This window comes from Diaphorobacter limosus, assembly GCF_033100095.1.
Taxonomy (GTDB): domain Bacteria; phylum Pseudomonadota; class Gammaproteobacteria; order Burkholderiales; family Burkholderiaceae_C; genus Alicycliphilus; species Alicycliphilus limosus.
In genome coordinates, this window is sequence record NZ_CP136921.1 from 1,836,338 (window position 1) to 1,850,033 (window position 13,696).

General features: G+C 69.0%; 13 protein-coding genes and 1 tRNA gene. 11 read left to right on the plus strand and 3 right to left on the minus strand.

Annotation, left to right across the window (positions count from 1 at the left end):
• Nucleotides 1-11 precede the first annotated feature (11 nt).
• Entirely contained in the window at nt 12-446 is a 435-nt protein-coding gene (locus tag P4826_RS08880; protein WP_317703479.1) for a DUF1841 family protein, read from the plus strand.
• Here P4826_RS08880 and P4826_RS08885 read toward each other — a convergent pair.
• Both P4826_RS08885 and P4826_RS08890 read right to left on the minus strand, forming a co-directional pair.
• Nucleotides 407-1,303 carry a universal stress protein gene (locus P4826_RS08885; protein ID WP_317703480.1) on the minus strand — a complete coding sequence of 299 codons (897 nt, stop codon included), beginning with the start codon at nt 1,301-1,303 and terminating at the stop codon, nt 407-409. The two genes, P4826_RS08880 and P4826_RS08885, sit on opposite strands and share 40 nt — an antisense overlap.
• 452 nt (nt 1,304-1,755) lie before the next feature.
• Nucleotides 1,756-2,415, minus strand: a complete 660-nt coding sequence (locus tag P4826_RS08890) for a c-type cytochrome (protein ID WP_317703481.1) — start codon at nt 2,413-2,415, stop codon at nt 1,756-1,758.
• A gap of 107 nt (nt 2,416-2,522) precedes the next feature.
• On the opposite strand from P4826_RS08890, the gene P4826_RS08895 reads away from it, so the two are divergent.
• From P4826_RS08895 to P4826_RS08925, 7 genes are all read left to right on the plus strand, one after another.
• Nucleotides 2,523-3,365 (plus strand): AAA family ATPase, encoded by an 843-nt coding sequence (locus tag P4826_RS08895; protein ID WP_317703482.1) that lies wholly within the window; start codon nt 2,523-2,525, stop codon nt 3,363-3,365.
• 13 nt (nt 3,366-3,378) lie between these two features.
• Nucleotides 3,379-3,618, plus strand: a complete 240-nt coding sequence (locus P4826_RS08900; protein ID WP_317703483.1) for a hypothetical protein — start codon at nt 3,379-3,381, stop codon at nt 3,616-3,618.
• Entirely contained in the window at nt 3,615-4,217 is a 603-nt protein-coding gene (locus P4826_RS08905; RefSeq protein ID WP_317703484.1) for a GNAT family N-acetyltransferase, read from the plus strand. The genes P4826_RS08900 and P4826_RS08905 overlap by 4 nt, the downstream gene beginning before the upstream one ends.
• Nucleotides 4,218-4,235: 18 nt before the next feature.
• On the plus strand, nt 4,236-5,423 hold the full coding sequence (locus P4826_RS08910; protein WP_317703485.1) for a vWA domain-containing protein: 1,188 nt from the start codon (nt 4,236-4,238) through the stop codon (nt 5,421-5,423).
• A 4-nt stretch (nt 5,424-5,427) separates the two neighbouring features.
• Nucleotides 5,428-7,293 (plus strand): autotransporter assembly complex protein TamA, encoded by a 1,866-nt coding sequence (locus tag P4826_RS08915; protein WP_317703486.1) that lies wholly within the window; start codon nt 5,428-5,430, stop codon nt 7,291-7,293.
• A gap of 2 nt (nt 7,294-7,295) precedes the next feature.
• A complete protein-coding gene (locus tag P4826_RS08920; RefSeq protein WP_317703487.1) occupies nt 7,296-11,336 on the plus strand; it encodes a translocation/assembly module TamB domain-containing protein in 4,041 nt (1,346 codons plus the stop codon).
• Nucleotides 11,337-11,449: 113 nt separating this feature from the next.
• Nucleotides 11,450-11,524, plus strand: a tRNA-Arg gene (locus P4826_RS08925).
• Here P4826_RS08925 and P4826_RS08930 read toward each other — a convergent pair.
• Nucleotides 11,491-12,456: a COX15/CtaA family protein gene (locus P4826_RS08930; RefSeq protein WP_317703488.1), complete on the minus strand. Its 966-nt coding sequence runs from the start codon at nt 12,454-12,456 to the stop codon at nt 11,491-11,493. The two genes, P4826_RS08925 and P4826_RS08930, sit on opposite strands and share 34 nt — an antisense overlap.
• 343 nt (nt 12,457-12,799) lie before the next feature.
• Between P4826_RS08930 and P4826_RS08935 the strand changes: the two genes are divergently transcribed.
• The 3 genes from P4826_RS08935 (at nt 12,800) to P4826_RS08945 (ending at nt 13,682) form a co-directional block, all read left to right on the plus strand.
• Nucleotides 12,800-12,952, plus strand: a complete 153-nt coding sequence (locus P4826_RS08935) for a hypothetical protein (protein WP_317703489.1) — start codon at nt 12,800-12,802, stop codon at nt 12,950-12,952.
• 62 nt (nt 12,953-13,014) lie between these two features.
• Nucleotides 13,015-13,287 carry an antitoxin gene (locus tag P4826_RS08940; RefSeq protein ID WP_317703490.1) on the plus strand — a complete coding sequence of 91 codons (273 nt, stop codon included), beginning with the start codon at nt 13,015-13,017 and terminating at the stop codon, nt 13,285-13,287.
• Nucleotides 13,284-13,682 (plus strand): type II toxin-antitoxin system VapC family toxin, encoded by a 399-nt coding sequence (locus tag P4826_RS08945; protein ID WP_317703491.1) that lies wholly within the window; start codon nt 13,284-13,286, stop codon nt 13,680-13,682. Before P4826_RS08940 ends, P4826_RS08945 begins: the two co-directional genes overlap by 4 nt.
• Nucleotides 13,683-13,696 lie beyond the last annotated feature (14 nt).

The window sequence follows — 13,696 nt, forward strand, 5'->3', positions numbered from 1 at the left end:
GGCTGACGCCCATGTTCAACCCCACCCAAGCCGATGTGCGGCGCTTTTTCTGCGCCGCCCACGCCAAGCAGCAGGCCGGCGGGCCCATGGAGGCCATAGAGACCCTGGCCGGCCTGTGGATCGCCGAGCACCCCGAGTACCACGCCGATCTGGCCGATGCCGACGCCGCCGTGGCGCGCAACTACGACGAGACGCCCACGCGCACGAATCCGTTTTTGCACCTGTCCATGCACCTGTCGATCAGCGAGCAATGCAGCATCGACCAGCCGCGCGGCATACGCCAGGCCGTTGAGTTGCTCAGCCGCCGCCTGGGTTCGCTGCACGACGCCCACCATGCGGCCATGGAATGCCTGGGACAAATGCTGTCGGATGCCCAGCGCGCCGGCCGCTCACCTGATGGCCAGGCCTATATCGCCTGCGTCCAGCGCCGAGCCACGCGCGACTGAAGCGCCCGCCCGCCCGGCGTGGCCTGGGGCCGGTCATGCGGGTAGACCAGCAGGTCGCAGTCCGCGTGACCGAGCAAATGCCGCAGCATGCCGCCCTGCAGCCAGTCGCCCAGCCAGCGGCGGCGCTGCTGCGTCAGCGCCACCAGATCCGCCCCCGAGCGGTGCTGCTGCACCGCCAGTTGCCGCGCCTTGTCGTCCACACCCTGGCCCAGCTTCAGTCCGACGCGGTTGCGCCGCGCATCGAACACATCGGACAGGCGCACGCGTCGCCCGTGCATGCGCCGGCGCAGCTCGTCGCGCAGGCCATGCGCCAGCTCGGCCACGCAGGGCCCGCTTCGATCGCCCAGGCGGGCGCGGTGAAACAGCTCCACGGCTGCGGCCTCGTCCAGCGCGCCCGCAAAGTGCACCAGGGCCTGGGACTGAGGCCAGGCATCCATCTTCACCAGCACATGGCGATAGGCACCGCGCGTGGCCCGTTGCACCACCAGCACCGGACAAGGGCTGGCGCGCAGCACCTGCGACAGCATGTCGCCGCGCCACATGGCCGCCACGCCCGCCGCCAAGGAGTGGCCAAGCACCAGCAGGTCGGCACCAGCTGCCGCGTGCAGGATGCGCTGCACCAGGCCAGCACCGCCATGGGCCAGGGCCTTGACCACGATGCCATGGCGGCGCGCCAGCTGGCGTGCCAACTGCTCCAGCCGCGCCTGCGGATCCACATGCTTCACATCAGGCCCGGCGCTGCCATGCAGCAGGTGCAGCTCGGCCTTGTGCTCGGCAGCCAGCAGGGCCGCGCGCGCGACGGCCTGCTCGGCGCTGGGGGAAAAATCGGTGAGGGCTACAAGGGTCTGAAGGCGCATGGTGCATGTCTCCTGTCTGGTCATGGAGGGCAGCGGCCAAGCCAGGGCCGCCGGCGGGGCGTCATCGACTGATAGGGATGTGGCGCCAGCACAAGGCTGCACGGCACACCCATGTGGTGAGCCCGGCGGTCTGCGAGACGCTGATCAGGAGGGGAGCCGCCGGGCCTGCAGATGCGGGGCCGGCGCGGCGGGTTTCAACATGACTTGCCTGTGCATGGCGCGCGCCATCGCGGCGACTGCCGAGGCATGCCGCGCGATTCGCACACAGGAAGAGGAAACCAGAAAACGCATGGGCGTCATTATAGAAAATAACCACTTTATCGACAAGGATTTCACTACTATCCCTGCCAGATTAAAGCCGGCATTTGACAAACCCGTAAATGTCGCCATCGCTGGCTTGCAGATACAAAAAAGCCCGCCAGTGGCGGGCTGGTTTGCGGCGCCGGCCGGCGTCAACGAAAACGCGCCTCCGGGACGAATTGCAAGTTGGTGTCGAGCGAGCCAACATAGCCCGCCAGCGCCTTCAACTCGGCATTCGTGAATTGCTTGGCAATGCCCGCCATGATGGCGTTGGAACGACCAAAGTAGGCACCCGAACCGTCCTTGTACTGCCTGAGGGCCACGTACAGATAGTCGGCGTACTGCCCGGCTATTTGGGGGTAGGAGGGGTCGATGGGCTTGGCGAAGTTCTCGCCATGGCAGGACACGCAGGCGCCCTTTTGCAGCAGCTGCGCCACCTGGGCATTGGGCTCACGCGCGGGCTGGGCTTGCAGCTCTGTCGCCCTGCCATGGCCGGAATAGTAGGCGGCAACATCTGCCATGTCCTGCTCGGTCAGGCTGTCGGCGATGGCGCGCATGGAGGGGAACTTGCGCTCGCCCTTTTTATAGGCCTCCAGCGCCGCGGTGATGTACTTCGCGTCCTGCCCGCCGATCTTGGGCACCTTGTAGACCTCTGGAAAATTCGCCTGGTAGCCCGATATGCCATGGCAGCCTATGCACATGGCCACCTTGCCGGCACCGGCCTTGGCGTCACCCTTGGGCTCCTCGGCATGGAGCAAACCGGTCGCACAAGCGACGGACAGGCCGAATACGGTGGTCAGTAGTTTTTTCATTTTGCGCGCACAATCAAACGATTGGTTGTCTCCGCGATCTCTATCGCAAACGATTATAGGCAGCGGCTGTCAAGCCTTTTCATCAACGATTTCCCTATTACCGGCCCATGAAATTCCAAGGCTCTGAAAACTACGTCGCCACGCAAGACCTGATGCTGGCCGTCAACGCCGCCATCAAACTGCAGCGCCCGCTGCTCGTCAAGGGCGAGCCCGGCACGGGCAAGACCATGCTGGCCGAGGAGGTGGCGCAGGCGCTGAACATGCCCCTGCTGCAGTGGCACATCAAGAGCACCACCAAGGCGCAACAGGGCCTGTACGAGTATGACGCGGTGAGCCGCCTGCGCGATTCGCAGCTGGGCGACGAGCGCGTCAAGGACATCCACAACTACATCGTCAAGGGCGTGCTGTGGCAGGCCTTCACGGCCGAGCAGCCGGTGGCGCTGCTCATCGACGAGATCGACAAGGCCGACATCGAGTTTCCCAACGACCTGCTGCGCGAGCTCGACCGCATGGAGTTCTACTGCTACGAGACGCGCGAGATGGTGCGTGCCAAGCACCGGCCGCTGGTGTTCATCACCTCGAACAACGAAAAAGAGCTGCCCGACGCCTTCTTGCGCCGCTGCTTCTTCCACTACATCAAGTTCCCCGAGGCCGAGACGATGAAGAAGATCGTCGATGTGCACTTTCCCACGCTCAAGAGCGAGCTGCTCACGGCGGCCATGAAGACCTTCTACGACGTGCGCGGCCTGCCGGGGCTGAAGAAAAAGCCCTCGACCAGCGAGCTCATCGACTGGCTCAAACTGCTGGTGGCCGAGGAGATCCCGCTCGAAGCCCTGCAAAGCGCGGACAACAAGGTCAGCGTGCCGCCGCTGGTGGGCGCGCTGCTGAAGAACGAACAGGACGTGAGCCTGTTCGAAAAGCTGGTCTTCATGAACCAGCGCAACCGCTGACCGGGGCCGCGACATGAGTGCCACACAACGCTTGCTGCTGGAAGGTCTGTCCGACGCCGTGGGCTTCGTCGGCGGCGCGCTCGCCGGCTATGGCCTGGGCCTGCTGCTGGGCATGGACATCTTTGACCAGGGCTATGGCTCGGCCAGCATCCTGGGCATTGCCCTGGTGGGTCTGGGCGGCGGGCTGGGCCTGCGCCTGGCGCGGCGCTGGCGCGCGGCGCGCATGACGGCAAGGCAGGGGGCGCAGCCATGAGCTTTGTCGAGCCCGTCACCCTGCGCCGGGGCGGCCTGTTGCTGGAGCCGCTGGCGCTGTCGCACGAGGAAGGTCTGCGCCAGGCCGCTGCCGACGGCGAGCTGTGGCGCATACGCGTGACCAGCGTGCCCGAGCCGCAGGACACGCGCACCTATATCGAGGCCGCGCTGCAGGGCCGCGCCGAGGGCCAGCGCTTCGCCTTCGCCGTGATCGACGAGGCCAGCGGCCGCGTGCTGGGCAGCACCAGCTACCACGACATATTGCCCGCCGTGCGCCGCGTGGAGATTGGCTACACCTGGTACGCCAAGAGCGTGCAGCGCAGCCATGTCAACACCACGGCCAAGCTCTTGATGATGGGCCATGCCTTCGAGCAGCTGCAATGCCATGTCGTGGGGTGGCGCACGGACAATTTCAACTTCGCCTCGCAACGCGCCATAGAACGCCTGGGCGCCAGGAAAGACGGCGTGATCCGCGGCCATGCGCTGCGCCGCGACGGCACCATTCGCGACACGGTGATGTACAGCATGCGTGCGGGTGAATGGCCCGAGGCACGCGCGCAGTTGCTCTATTTTTTGAAGCAGCATGCGCGCACCACGTAAGCGATAGAGGCCAATTTAATGCTGATCGACTTCTTCTACACCCTGCGCGCGGCCAAGCTGCCCGTGTCCGTCAAGGAGTTCATGGGCCTGCTCGAGGCGCTTCAGGCCGGCGTGGTCGGCCCCCACTCCGACGATGCCTGGAGCCTGGACGACTTCTACTACCTGGCGCGCACCGCGCTGGTCAAGGACGAGAAGCATTTCGACAAGTTCGACCGCGCCTTTGCGGCCTACTTCAAGGGCGTGGAGATGCTGGCCGATTTCACCAAGGAAATCCCCGCCGACTGGCTGCGCAAAATGCTCGAGCGCGAGCTGACGCCCGAGCAAAAGGCCGCCATCGAGAAGATGGGCTGGGACGAGCTGATGGAGACGCTGAAGAAACGCCTGGAGGAACAAAAGGGCCGGCACGAGGGCGGCAACAAGTGGATAGGAACGGGCGGCACCAGCCCCTTCGGCCATGGCGGCTACAACCCGCAGGGCATACGCATAGGCGGCGCCGGCAAGAACAAGAGCGCCGTCAAGGTCTGGGAGCAGCGCGCCTACCGCGACTACGACGACCAGCAGGAGCTGGGCACGCGCAACATCAAGGTGGCGCTGCGCCGCCTGCGCAAGTTCGCGCGCGAGGGCCATGAGCTGGAGCTCGACCTGCCCGACACCATTCGCGCCACGGCCGCCAACGCCGGCTACCTGGACATCAAGATGGTGCCCGAGCGCCACAACAACGTGAAGGTGCTGCTCTTGATGGACGTGGGCGGCACCATGGACGAGCATATCCAGCGCGTGGAAGAGCTCTTTTCAGCGGTGAAAAGCGAGTTCAAGCACCTGGAGTTCTATTACTTCCACAACTGCGTCTACGACTTCATGTGGAAGAACAACCGCCGCCGCTTTGCCGAGAAGTTTCCGACCTGGGACATCATCCGCAAGTACAACAAGGACTACAAACTGATCTTCGTGGGGGATGCCACCATGAGCCCCTACGAGATCCTGCAGCCCGGCGGCAGCGTGGAATACAACAACGAGGAGCCGGGCGCCGAATGGCTGCAGCGCCTGACGCATGCCTTCCCCAAGTTCGCCTGGATCAACCCCGAGCCCCAGGGCGTATGGCAGTACCGGCAAAGCATTTCCATCATCCAGCAGCTGATGGGGAGCAGGATGTATCCGCTGTCGCTCAAGGGCCTGGAAGACACCATGCGGCTTTTGTCAAAATAGCCCCATGTTCCACATGCGCACAACGCCGGCCCGGTGGCCGGCGTTGCTTTTTCTGACCCTGGCCCTGGCCGTACTGCCGGCCTGCGGCACGCTGCAGGGCGCGCCTGGCGCCGACCCCTCCGAACCCCAGGCCGAGCGCGACGCCTTCACGCTCGACATCCAGGCCGAGGATGACGCCATCCGCGACTATCTTGGCCGGCACCTGGAGCTGCAGCGCTTTCGCCAGCTGCCCGACCTGCAGGCCCAGGAACTGGCGCGCCTGCTGCAGGTGGCCGACGCCAACGCGCGCGAGCTGCTGGCCACGCTGGGCTACTTCAGCCCTGAGATCACGCTGCAGCTGCAGGACAAGCCCACGCCGGCCAAAGATGAACCCGCGCAAACCGTGCGCCTGGCGGTACAACCCGGCCCACGCACGCAAGTCGAGAGCGTGGACATCGCCATCGCCCATGCCGACACCCCCGACCTCAAGCGCCGCCAGGCCCAGCTGCAGCGCAACTGGGGCCTGCCCGAGGGCGAGCCCTTCACCCAGCAGGCCTGGGACGAGGCCAAGGCCCAGGGCCTGCGCAGCCTGCAGGCGCGCCGCTACCCCCAGGCGCGCCTTGCCGAGAGCCGCGCCGACATAGCCGCCGACAGCGCCCAGGCGCGCCTGTCGGTGCAGTACGACAGCGGCCCCGCCTACCGCTTCGGGCCGCTGCAGATCCGCGGCGGCGAGCGTTACGACAGCGTGGGCCTGGCCCGCGTCGCCCTGCTGCCCACGGGCCAGGACTACCGCGAAAGCCAGCTGCTCGACGCCCAGCAGCGCCTGGCCGCCAGTGGCTACTACGACGCCGTGTTCCTGACGCTGGACAGCGACGCCGGCGACCCACAGGCCGCACCCGTCATCGCCCAGGTGCGCGATGCGCCGCTGCAAAAACTGGTGTTCGGCGTCGGCATCTCCACCGACAGCGGCCCGCGCCTGTCCATGGACCATAGCCACAACCGGTTGCCGGCCTTAAGCTGGCGCGCCGTCAGCAAGCTGGCACTGGACAACAAGCGCCGGCTCGTCGCCAGCGACTGGACGGCCCTGCCCTCGGCCAGCGGCTGGCGCTGGTTCAGCGGCGCACAGCTGCAGCGCGAGAGCACCGGCAGCTTCGAGGTGAACAGCACACGCCTGCGCGCCGGGCGCACGCAAAACACCGACCACATCGACCGCAGCTATTACCTGCAGCACGACACCGCCGACAGCCAGGGCATAGGGGCGCCGGCCTCCAGCAGCGCCATCAGCGCCAACTTCGGCTGGACGGGGCGCTACTTCAACAACAATAACGCCCCCACGCGCGGCTGGGGCCTGGCCGGCGAGATCGGACTGGGCAGCACGCTGCGGCCGGCGCGCGACCCGTTTGTGCGCACGCAGCTGCGCTGGCAGTCCTTCATTGACCTGGGGCGCGTGGATCTGGGCAACAAGGTGCGCCGCGCCAGCCGCCTGTCGCTGCGCGTGGAGGGCGGCGCCGTGCTGGCGCGCGCCGATGCCGACATTCCCGTGACCCAGCTGTTCCTGACCGGCGGCGACACCACCGTGCGCGGCTATGGCTACCGCAGCATAGGCGCCGGCATCAACAACGGCCAGACCTATGGCGGCCGCTACATGACGGTGGCCAGCGCCGAATGGCAGCGCCCCATCGTGCTGCGCGGCAACCGCACCGACTTTGAAAGCGCCGTGTTCATCGACGCCGGCGCCGTGGCCGACAAGCCCGGAGAGCTGAGCGCCCGCGTCGGCCTGGGCGCCGGCCTGCGCTGGCGCAGCCCCGTGGGCCCGCTGCAGGCCGACCTGGGCTACGGCCTGCAGTCGCACGAGCTGCGCCTGCACCTGCGCCTGGGCTATACCTTTTGACAATGAGCCCCGGCCACCACCCCAACCCCTTCGCCGCAGCTGCTGCGCCACGCCCGCAGCCCACACCGCCGCGCCGCAGCCACCGGGTGCTGCTGGCGCTGGAGCTGCTGCTGGCCACGGCCCTGGCCTTGCTGCTGGCGCTGTGGTGGTGGGCCGGCAGCAGCGGCTCGCTGGCCAGCACGCTGTCGCGCGCCACGCACTACCTGCCCGAGGGGCAGAGCCTCGAAACCCGCGAGGTGACGGGCTCACTGCGCGCGGGCGGGCGCATCGGCTGGCTGCGCTGGAGCAGCCCCACGCTGACCGTCGAGGTGCAGGATGCACGAATCGCCTGGCGCCTGTCTCCGTTGCTGCGTAGGCAGCTACAATTTTCAGAGCTTCAGGCCACACAGCTCACCCTCACACCCCAGGGCGAGGCCAGCAGCGAACCGCCCGAGCCGCTGCAGCAACTGCTGCTGCCGCTGCAGGTGGAGCTGCCCTTTGCCTTTGAGCGCATCACCTGGGCCGGCGCCAGCCCCGTCACCATCGAAGGCCTGGCCGGCAACTACCGCTACGACGGCACGCAGCACCGGCTGGAGGTGCAGCAACTCAACCTGGCCCAGGGCCGCTATGCGCTGCAGGCCCAGCTGCAGGCACGCGCCCCCATGGCCCTGACGGCCCAGCTGGACGGCAGCGTGCACACCGCCTTGCCCGGCAGCACAACGCAGCTGCAGGCGCAGGCCAGGGCACAGCTGCAGGGCAGCCTGGCAAGCGCCGCCGGGCGCCTGAACGTCACGGCGCAGCTGCGCGGCACAGGCACCGAAGGCCGCCCGCCACTGCACGCCGACCTGCAGGCCAGCCTGGCGCCCTGGGCCGGCCAGCCGCTGCTGCAGGCCACCGCCGAACTGCAGGCGCTGGACCTGGCCGCGCTGTGGCCCCAGGCGCCGCGCACGCGGCTCACCGGCAGCGCCGGCCTGGAGCCCGCAGACAACGGCTGGCGGCTGCACGCCGCGCTGCAGAACGCCGAGCCCGGCCCCTGGGATCGCCAGCGCCTGCCCTTTGACCGGCTGCAGGCGCGCGCCGGCTATGACGGCGAACAATGGACGCTTCCCGAGGCCCAGCTGCACATCGGCCAGGGCAGCGTCAGCCTGCAAGGCAGCTACCAACCGGCCACGCACGCCCTGCAGGGCCGCGCCGAGCTGCGCGCGCTGAACCCAGCCGCCCTGCACACCCTGCTGGACGCCGCCCCGTTGAGCGGCCAGGCCAGCGCCGACGGCAACCCGGACGGCGCGGTGCGCTTTGCCGCGGACCTGCGCGGCGCCACAGCCAAACGCGCGCAGGCCAAGAGCACCGCCACGCTGCGCCTGGAGCAACTGACGCTGCAAGGCCGCTGGCAGGGCGAGCAGATCGAGCTGACGCGCCTGCAGCTGAACGCCCTGCAGGCCCAGGTCACGGGCCAGCAGCTGCGCATCCACACGGCCGCCCCCGCGCTGCAGGGCCGGCTGCAGGCCCAGCTGCCCGGCGCCACGGCGCAGTTCGACGGCCAGCTTGCGCCGCACGGCGGCCAGGGCCGGATCAGCCTGCGCCTGGCCGACGCGCAGCGTACCCAACGCTGGCTGCAGGCCCTGCCTGGCCTGGGCGCCGTGACCGAGGGCTGGAGCCTTCATGGCAACGCCGAGCTGCAGGCCGACTGGCGCGGCGGCTGGCAAACGCTGCAGCAGCAGCTACAGGCGGCCGGCCTGCTGGCCGGCGCGCCAGCCAAGGGCGCAAACACCGCAGACGGCTTTGAGCTGCAGGCCCGCTTGAGCGCGCCACGCCTGCAGGCCACGCGCGCCGCGCAGGCAGGCGCCGCGCCCCTCACGCTGGAACTGCTGCGCACCAGCGCCAGCCTGGGCGGCCAGCTCGCCCAGGCCCGGCTGCAGTGGGACGGCGAGCTGCGCCAGCGCAGCGACGCCGCCCAGCCCGAGCTGCGCGCCCAGCTGCAGCTGCAGGCCCAGGCCGGCAGCAGCGGCGCCGGCCGCTGGCAGGCGCAGATCACCAGCCTGCAGCTGCAGGCGGGCGCCAGCGGCCAGCCCGGGCCCTGGACGCTGCGCCTGGCCAACGCCCTGAGCCTGGAGCTGCGCCAGTCGCCCCAGCTGGCGCTGCAGGCCAGCGCCGGCCAGGCCAGCATCCAAGGCCCGGCCGCTGGCGCGGTACAGCTGCACTGGCAACCGCTGAGCTACGCACAGGGCGCCCAGGGCCCGTCCCGGCTGCGCAGCCAGGGCGAGCTGACCGGCCTGCCCCTGGCCTGGGTCAATGCCTGGCGCGTCGATGGCCAGCCGGCCCTCACGCGCCTGGGCCTGGCCGGCAACCTGGTGCTGAACGCCGCCTGGGACGTGGACGCCGGCGACCAGCTGCGCGCCAGCGCCCGCCTGCAGCGCGCCAGCGGCGACCTGAGCATCCTCGCCGGCGACCTGGACGCGCCCACCCTGGTGCACAGCAGCGGCCAGGGAACCAGCACGGTACAGGCGCCGGGCGGCACACCCGCCGGCCTGCGCCAGGCCGAGCTCACGCTGAGCGCCGACGGCGACGCGCTGCGCGCCCAGCTGGCCTGGGACAGCGAACGCGCCGGCCGCGTGCAGGCCGAAGGCCAGACCCGCCTGAGCCACGGCGCGGGCGGCTGGGCCTGGCCCGAGGACGCCCCGCTGGCCGCCAGCGTGCGCGCCGAGCTGCCCGACCTGGGCCTGTGGTCCACGCTGGCGCCGCCCGGCTGGCGCGTGCGCGGCAGCTTGAGCGCCGACGCGCGCCTGTCCGGCACGCGCGCCGCGCCGCGTTGGAGCGGGCAGCTCGCGGCCGACCAGTTTGGCGTGCGCTCGCTGCTCGACGGCGTGGATCTGCGTGATGGCCGCCTGCGCGCCACGCTGCAGGGCGAGCGGCTCACGATCACTGAACTGCTGCTGCATGGCGGGCGCGGCAGCCGCGCGCGCATCGCCGGCTACAGCGGCAACCGCACGGCCGCGCCGCAGGACGGCGGCCAGCTCAGCGCCAGCGGCAGCATCAGCTGGGGTGCGGCCGGCCTGGCCATGGACCTGCGCGCCAAGGCCCAGGCCCTGCAGCTGCTGGTGCGCGCCGACCGGCAGCTCAGCCTCTCGGGCGATGTGCAGGCCACGCTGCAGGGCGGGCAATTCAGGCTGCGCGGCAAGCTGACGACCGACCGTGCCACCATCCTCCTGCCCGATTCCAGCGCGCCCCGGCTGGGCAGCGACGTGGTCGTGCATTCCGCGGCGCTGGACAGGCAGCGCGCCGCGCAGGCGGAACAGGCGAAACAGGCAGGCCAGGCCGGCACCAAGGTGGAGGCCGCCCGGCCGCCCGACATCGCCATCACCCTCAACCTGGGCGACGACTTTGCGCTGCAAGGCCATGGCATCACCACGCGCCTGGCGGGCGAGCTGGACATTCGCAGCAGCGCCGCCACCGGCGGCCAGCCGCGCGTGACCGGCGAGGTGCGCACCGTGGCCGGTCGCTACCGCGCCTGGGGCCAGATGCTGGACGTGGAAAGCGGCCTGCTGCGCTTCAATGGCCCCTACGACAACCCGGCGCTGGACGTGCTGGCGCTGCGCCCCCACATCAGCGTGCGCGCCGGCGTGCAGGTCAGCGGCACGGCCCAGGCGCCGCGCGTGCGGCTGTACTCCGACCCCGCGCTGCCCGACGCCGAAAAGCTCTCCTGGGTGGTGCTGGGCCGCAGCGCCAGCGCCGGCGGCGCCGAGGCCGCCGTGCTGCAGCAGGCCGCCCTGGCCCTGCTGGGCCGCGGCGGCGGCGACCTGACCGGCGACATCGCGCGCCAGCTGGGCCTGGACGAGATCGGCGTGAAAGGCCCGCAGGCCGGCGCCGGCGCCGACGCCAGCGAAGCCGCCCTGACCCTGGGCAAGCGCCTCACCAAGGACTTGTACGTGACCTACGAGCGCAGCCTCTCGGGCGTTCTGGGCACGCTGTACATCTTCTACGACCTGTCCCGGCGCCTGCAGCTGCGCGGGCAGACGGGCATGCAAAGCGCGGTGGATCTGATCTACACCGTGCGCTATGACTGATTTTGATGAAATCGGCCCGCAGCGCACAACAGACAAGCGCAAGCAGCTATAAAAAACGCAGCAGTCACATCCCACCGGAACACCCGCGCCGCGCCCTTACAATGCGGCCCGTCCTCCCCGTAGTTCAATGGATAGAACGAGCGCCTCCTAAGCGCTAGATACAGGTTCGATTCCTGTCGGGGGGACCATCCAGCCCCACGCCAGACAACAGCGCCAGCAGCAGCGCGGCCGCCGTGTTGTGCACCAGTACCAGGGGCAGCGGCAGGCGCAGCCAGACCTGCACCAGCCCCAACACCACCAGCAGCAACGGCAACGCAACCAGCCAGGCAGCCACTGCGCGGCGCCCCAGGCGCCATGCCTGCCAGGCCAGCACCAGCAGCACCAGGGTCAGGGCCATGCCGCTCCAGCGGTGCAGCATGTGTACCAGTGCGCCTGCGGCATGGCCAGGCAGCAGGTCGCCGGCGGGCAGCGCCCAGGGATCGAGTGCCTGCCAGGAGCCGGCACGCCAATCGCAGGCCCCGAGGGCGGGGCAGCTCAGGCCCGCCTCGCCGGCACTGACCATGCCGCCAAGCGCCACCTGCGCCCAGGCCAGGGCCGTGGCCACGGCAAGCCATGCGGATGGCAGGGGCCTTGATCGGGCTGCGTCGGCATGCCCCGCCATCAAGGCCAGGCGCACGCTGAGCGCGCACATGGCAAAGCCCGCCAGCAGGTTGCCCAGCGTGACCGCGGGCAGGCGCGACGGCCCGGCCAGGACGCCCAGCAGTGCCAGAAACAGCACCAGCCCCAGCAAGCCCAGCGCCAGACGCGCCTCGGCGCGCGTTGCCACGCCCGCAGACAGGGCCAGCCCCACCATCGCCAGCACCAGCAGCAGGGTCGCCGAGGCCACCACCCTGTGACCCATGCGCGCCATGGCCACCCCCGCGCCAGCCTCTGGCAGCGTCGCGCCGACCTGCACGGCGGCGATGCCCTGGCACTGTGGCCAGGGTTCACAGCCCTGTTCCGAGCGGGACTGACGGATGAAGGCACTCAGGCTGGCGACCACCAGCATCAGGGCCGCGCACAGCCAGGCCAGGCGTTGCAATAACAGGCGCCGACGGGTTGGGGAAGCAAAAGAGAGCATGAAACAGACAGAAGGAAAGCCCCAAAGGCGCGCAGGTTGACGCAAGTCCAGCGCCAACGCCGTCAAGACCGTGGATTATTCAAATCAAGGGTTTGCCCCATTCCATATCAAGAACCTGACATGCCGGGCCAGGCGATTGTGGCATCAGGGCTGCGGGTGGGCTGTGGCAGGTGAACGGCTTTGACTGCTTCGACACCGCCAGGGGCGAACCGGCCTCTCGCGGCAAGGGCAAGATTGCGGCCTGGCAGCTCGACACCGATTACGACGGGCGCGGCCTGTTCCCGCGCCAGGTGTTCTTCCTGATGGCGGGCAAGGACGAGGGCTGGGTGAAGTCAAAAAAGACATGCGCGCCAAGCTGGATGAGGGGTTTTTGCAGCAATTCACCGGCAGGCTGTCGCTGCCCTTTGCCGGCGGAGCGAACCAGCAGGCGGCGGTGAAGATCGTGGACGACCGGGGGATAGAGTGGCTGAAGGTGGTCAAGCTGCCAGCGGGTTGACCCAAGGCGGTTGATCGAGCCCCGTTGGCATATACAATTTTGCATATGCTAACGGAGGTGTCATGACTGCTCCAATCCTGTCTTCCCGGCCCAAAGAGGCCAAGCTGTTTCGCAACAACCGCAGCCAGGCGGTGCGCATTCCGGTCGAGTTCGAATTGCCGGGCGATCGCGTGCTGATTCACCGCGAAGGCAGCAAGCTGATCATCGAGCCGGTGTTGCGCCCCACCAATATCCTGGAGCTACTGGCCGAGTGGCGCCAGGAGCCGCCGCTGGCGCCCGAGGATCAGTTCCCGGCCATCGACGATGCCCCGGTTCAGCCCGAGGACCTGCCGTGAGCGGCTACCTGCTGGACACCAACATCATCAGCGACCTGATACGCAACCCGTCGGGGGCGGCTGCGCAGCGCATCGCGCAACTGGGCGCCAAGGGCATTTGCACCAGCATCGTGGTGGCCGCGGAGCTGCGCTATGGTTGCGCCAAGAAGGGATCGCCCCGTCTGCTGGCCAAGGTGCAGGCGCTGCTGGAAACGATTCCCGTACTGGCGCTGGATTTGCCTGCCGATGGCGACTACGGCCGCATCCGCGCCGAGTTGGAAGCGGCGGGGCAGCCCATCGGCGGCAACGACCTGCTGATTGCCGCGCACGCCTGCACCCTAAGGCTGACGCTGGTCACCAACAACACCCGGGAGTTCGCCCGCATTCGCGGCCTCAAAGTGGAAAACTGGCTTTGAGCGATGGAGACGCG

What these genes read in the sequence shown, in the direction of transcription:
- P4826_RS08880 (WP_317703479.1), top strand. Translation starts at nt 12, where the DNA reads ATGTTCAACCCCACCCAAGCCGATGTGCGGCGCTTTTTCTGCGCCGCC.
- P4826_RS08885 (WP_317703480.1), bottom strand. Translation starts at nt 1,303, where the DNA reads ATGCGCCTTCAGACCCTTGTAGCCCTCACCGATTTTTCCCCCAGCGCC.
- P4826_RS08890 (WP_317703481.1), bottom strand. Translation starts at nt 2,415, where the DNA reads ATGAAAAAACTACTGACCACCGTATTCGGCCTGTCCGTCGCTTGTGCG.
- P4826_RS08895 (WP_317703482.1), top strand. Translation starts at nt 2,523, where the DNA reads ATGAAATTCCAAGGCTCTGAAAACTACGTCGCCACGCAAGACCTGATG.
- P4826_RS08900 (WP_317703483.1), top strand. Translation starts at nt 3,379, where the DNA reads ATGAGTGCCACACAACGCTTGCTGCTGGAAGGTCTGTCCGACGCCGTG.
- P4826_RS08905 (WP_317703484.1), top strand. Translation starts at nt 3,615, where the DNA reads ATGAGCTTTGTCGAGCCCGTCACCCTGCGCCGGGGCGGCCTGTTGCTG.
- P4826_RS08910 (WP_317703485.1), top strand. Translation starts at nt 4,236, where the DNA reads ATGCTGATCGACTTCTTCTACACCCTGCGCGCGGCCAAGCTGCCCGTG.
- P4826_RS08915 (WP_317703486.1), top strand. Translation starts at nt 5,428, where the DNA reads ATGTTCCACATGCGCACAACGCCGGCCCGGTGGCCGGCGTTGCTTTTT.
- P4826_RS08920 (WP_317703487.1), top strand. Translation starts at nt 7,296, where the DNA reads ATGAGCCCCGGCCACCACCCCAACCCCTTCGCCGCAGCTGCTGCGCCA.
- P4826_RS08930 (WP_317703488.1), bottom strand. Translation starts at nt 12,456, where the DNA reads ATGCTCTCTTTTGCTTCCCCAACCCGTCGGCGCCTGTTATTGCAACGC.
- P4826_RS08935 (WP_317703489.1), top strand. Translation starts at nt 12,800, where the DNA reads ATGCGCGCCAAGCTGGATGAGGGGTTTTTGCAGCAATTCACCGGCAGG.
- P4826_RS08940 (WP_317703490.1), top strand. Translation starts at nt 13,015, where the DNA reads ATGACTGCTCCAATCCTGTCTTCCCGGCCCAAAGAGGCCAAGCTGTTT.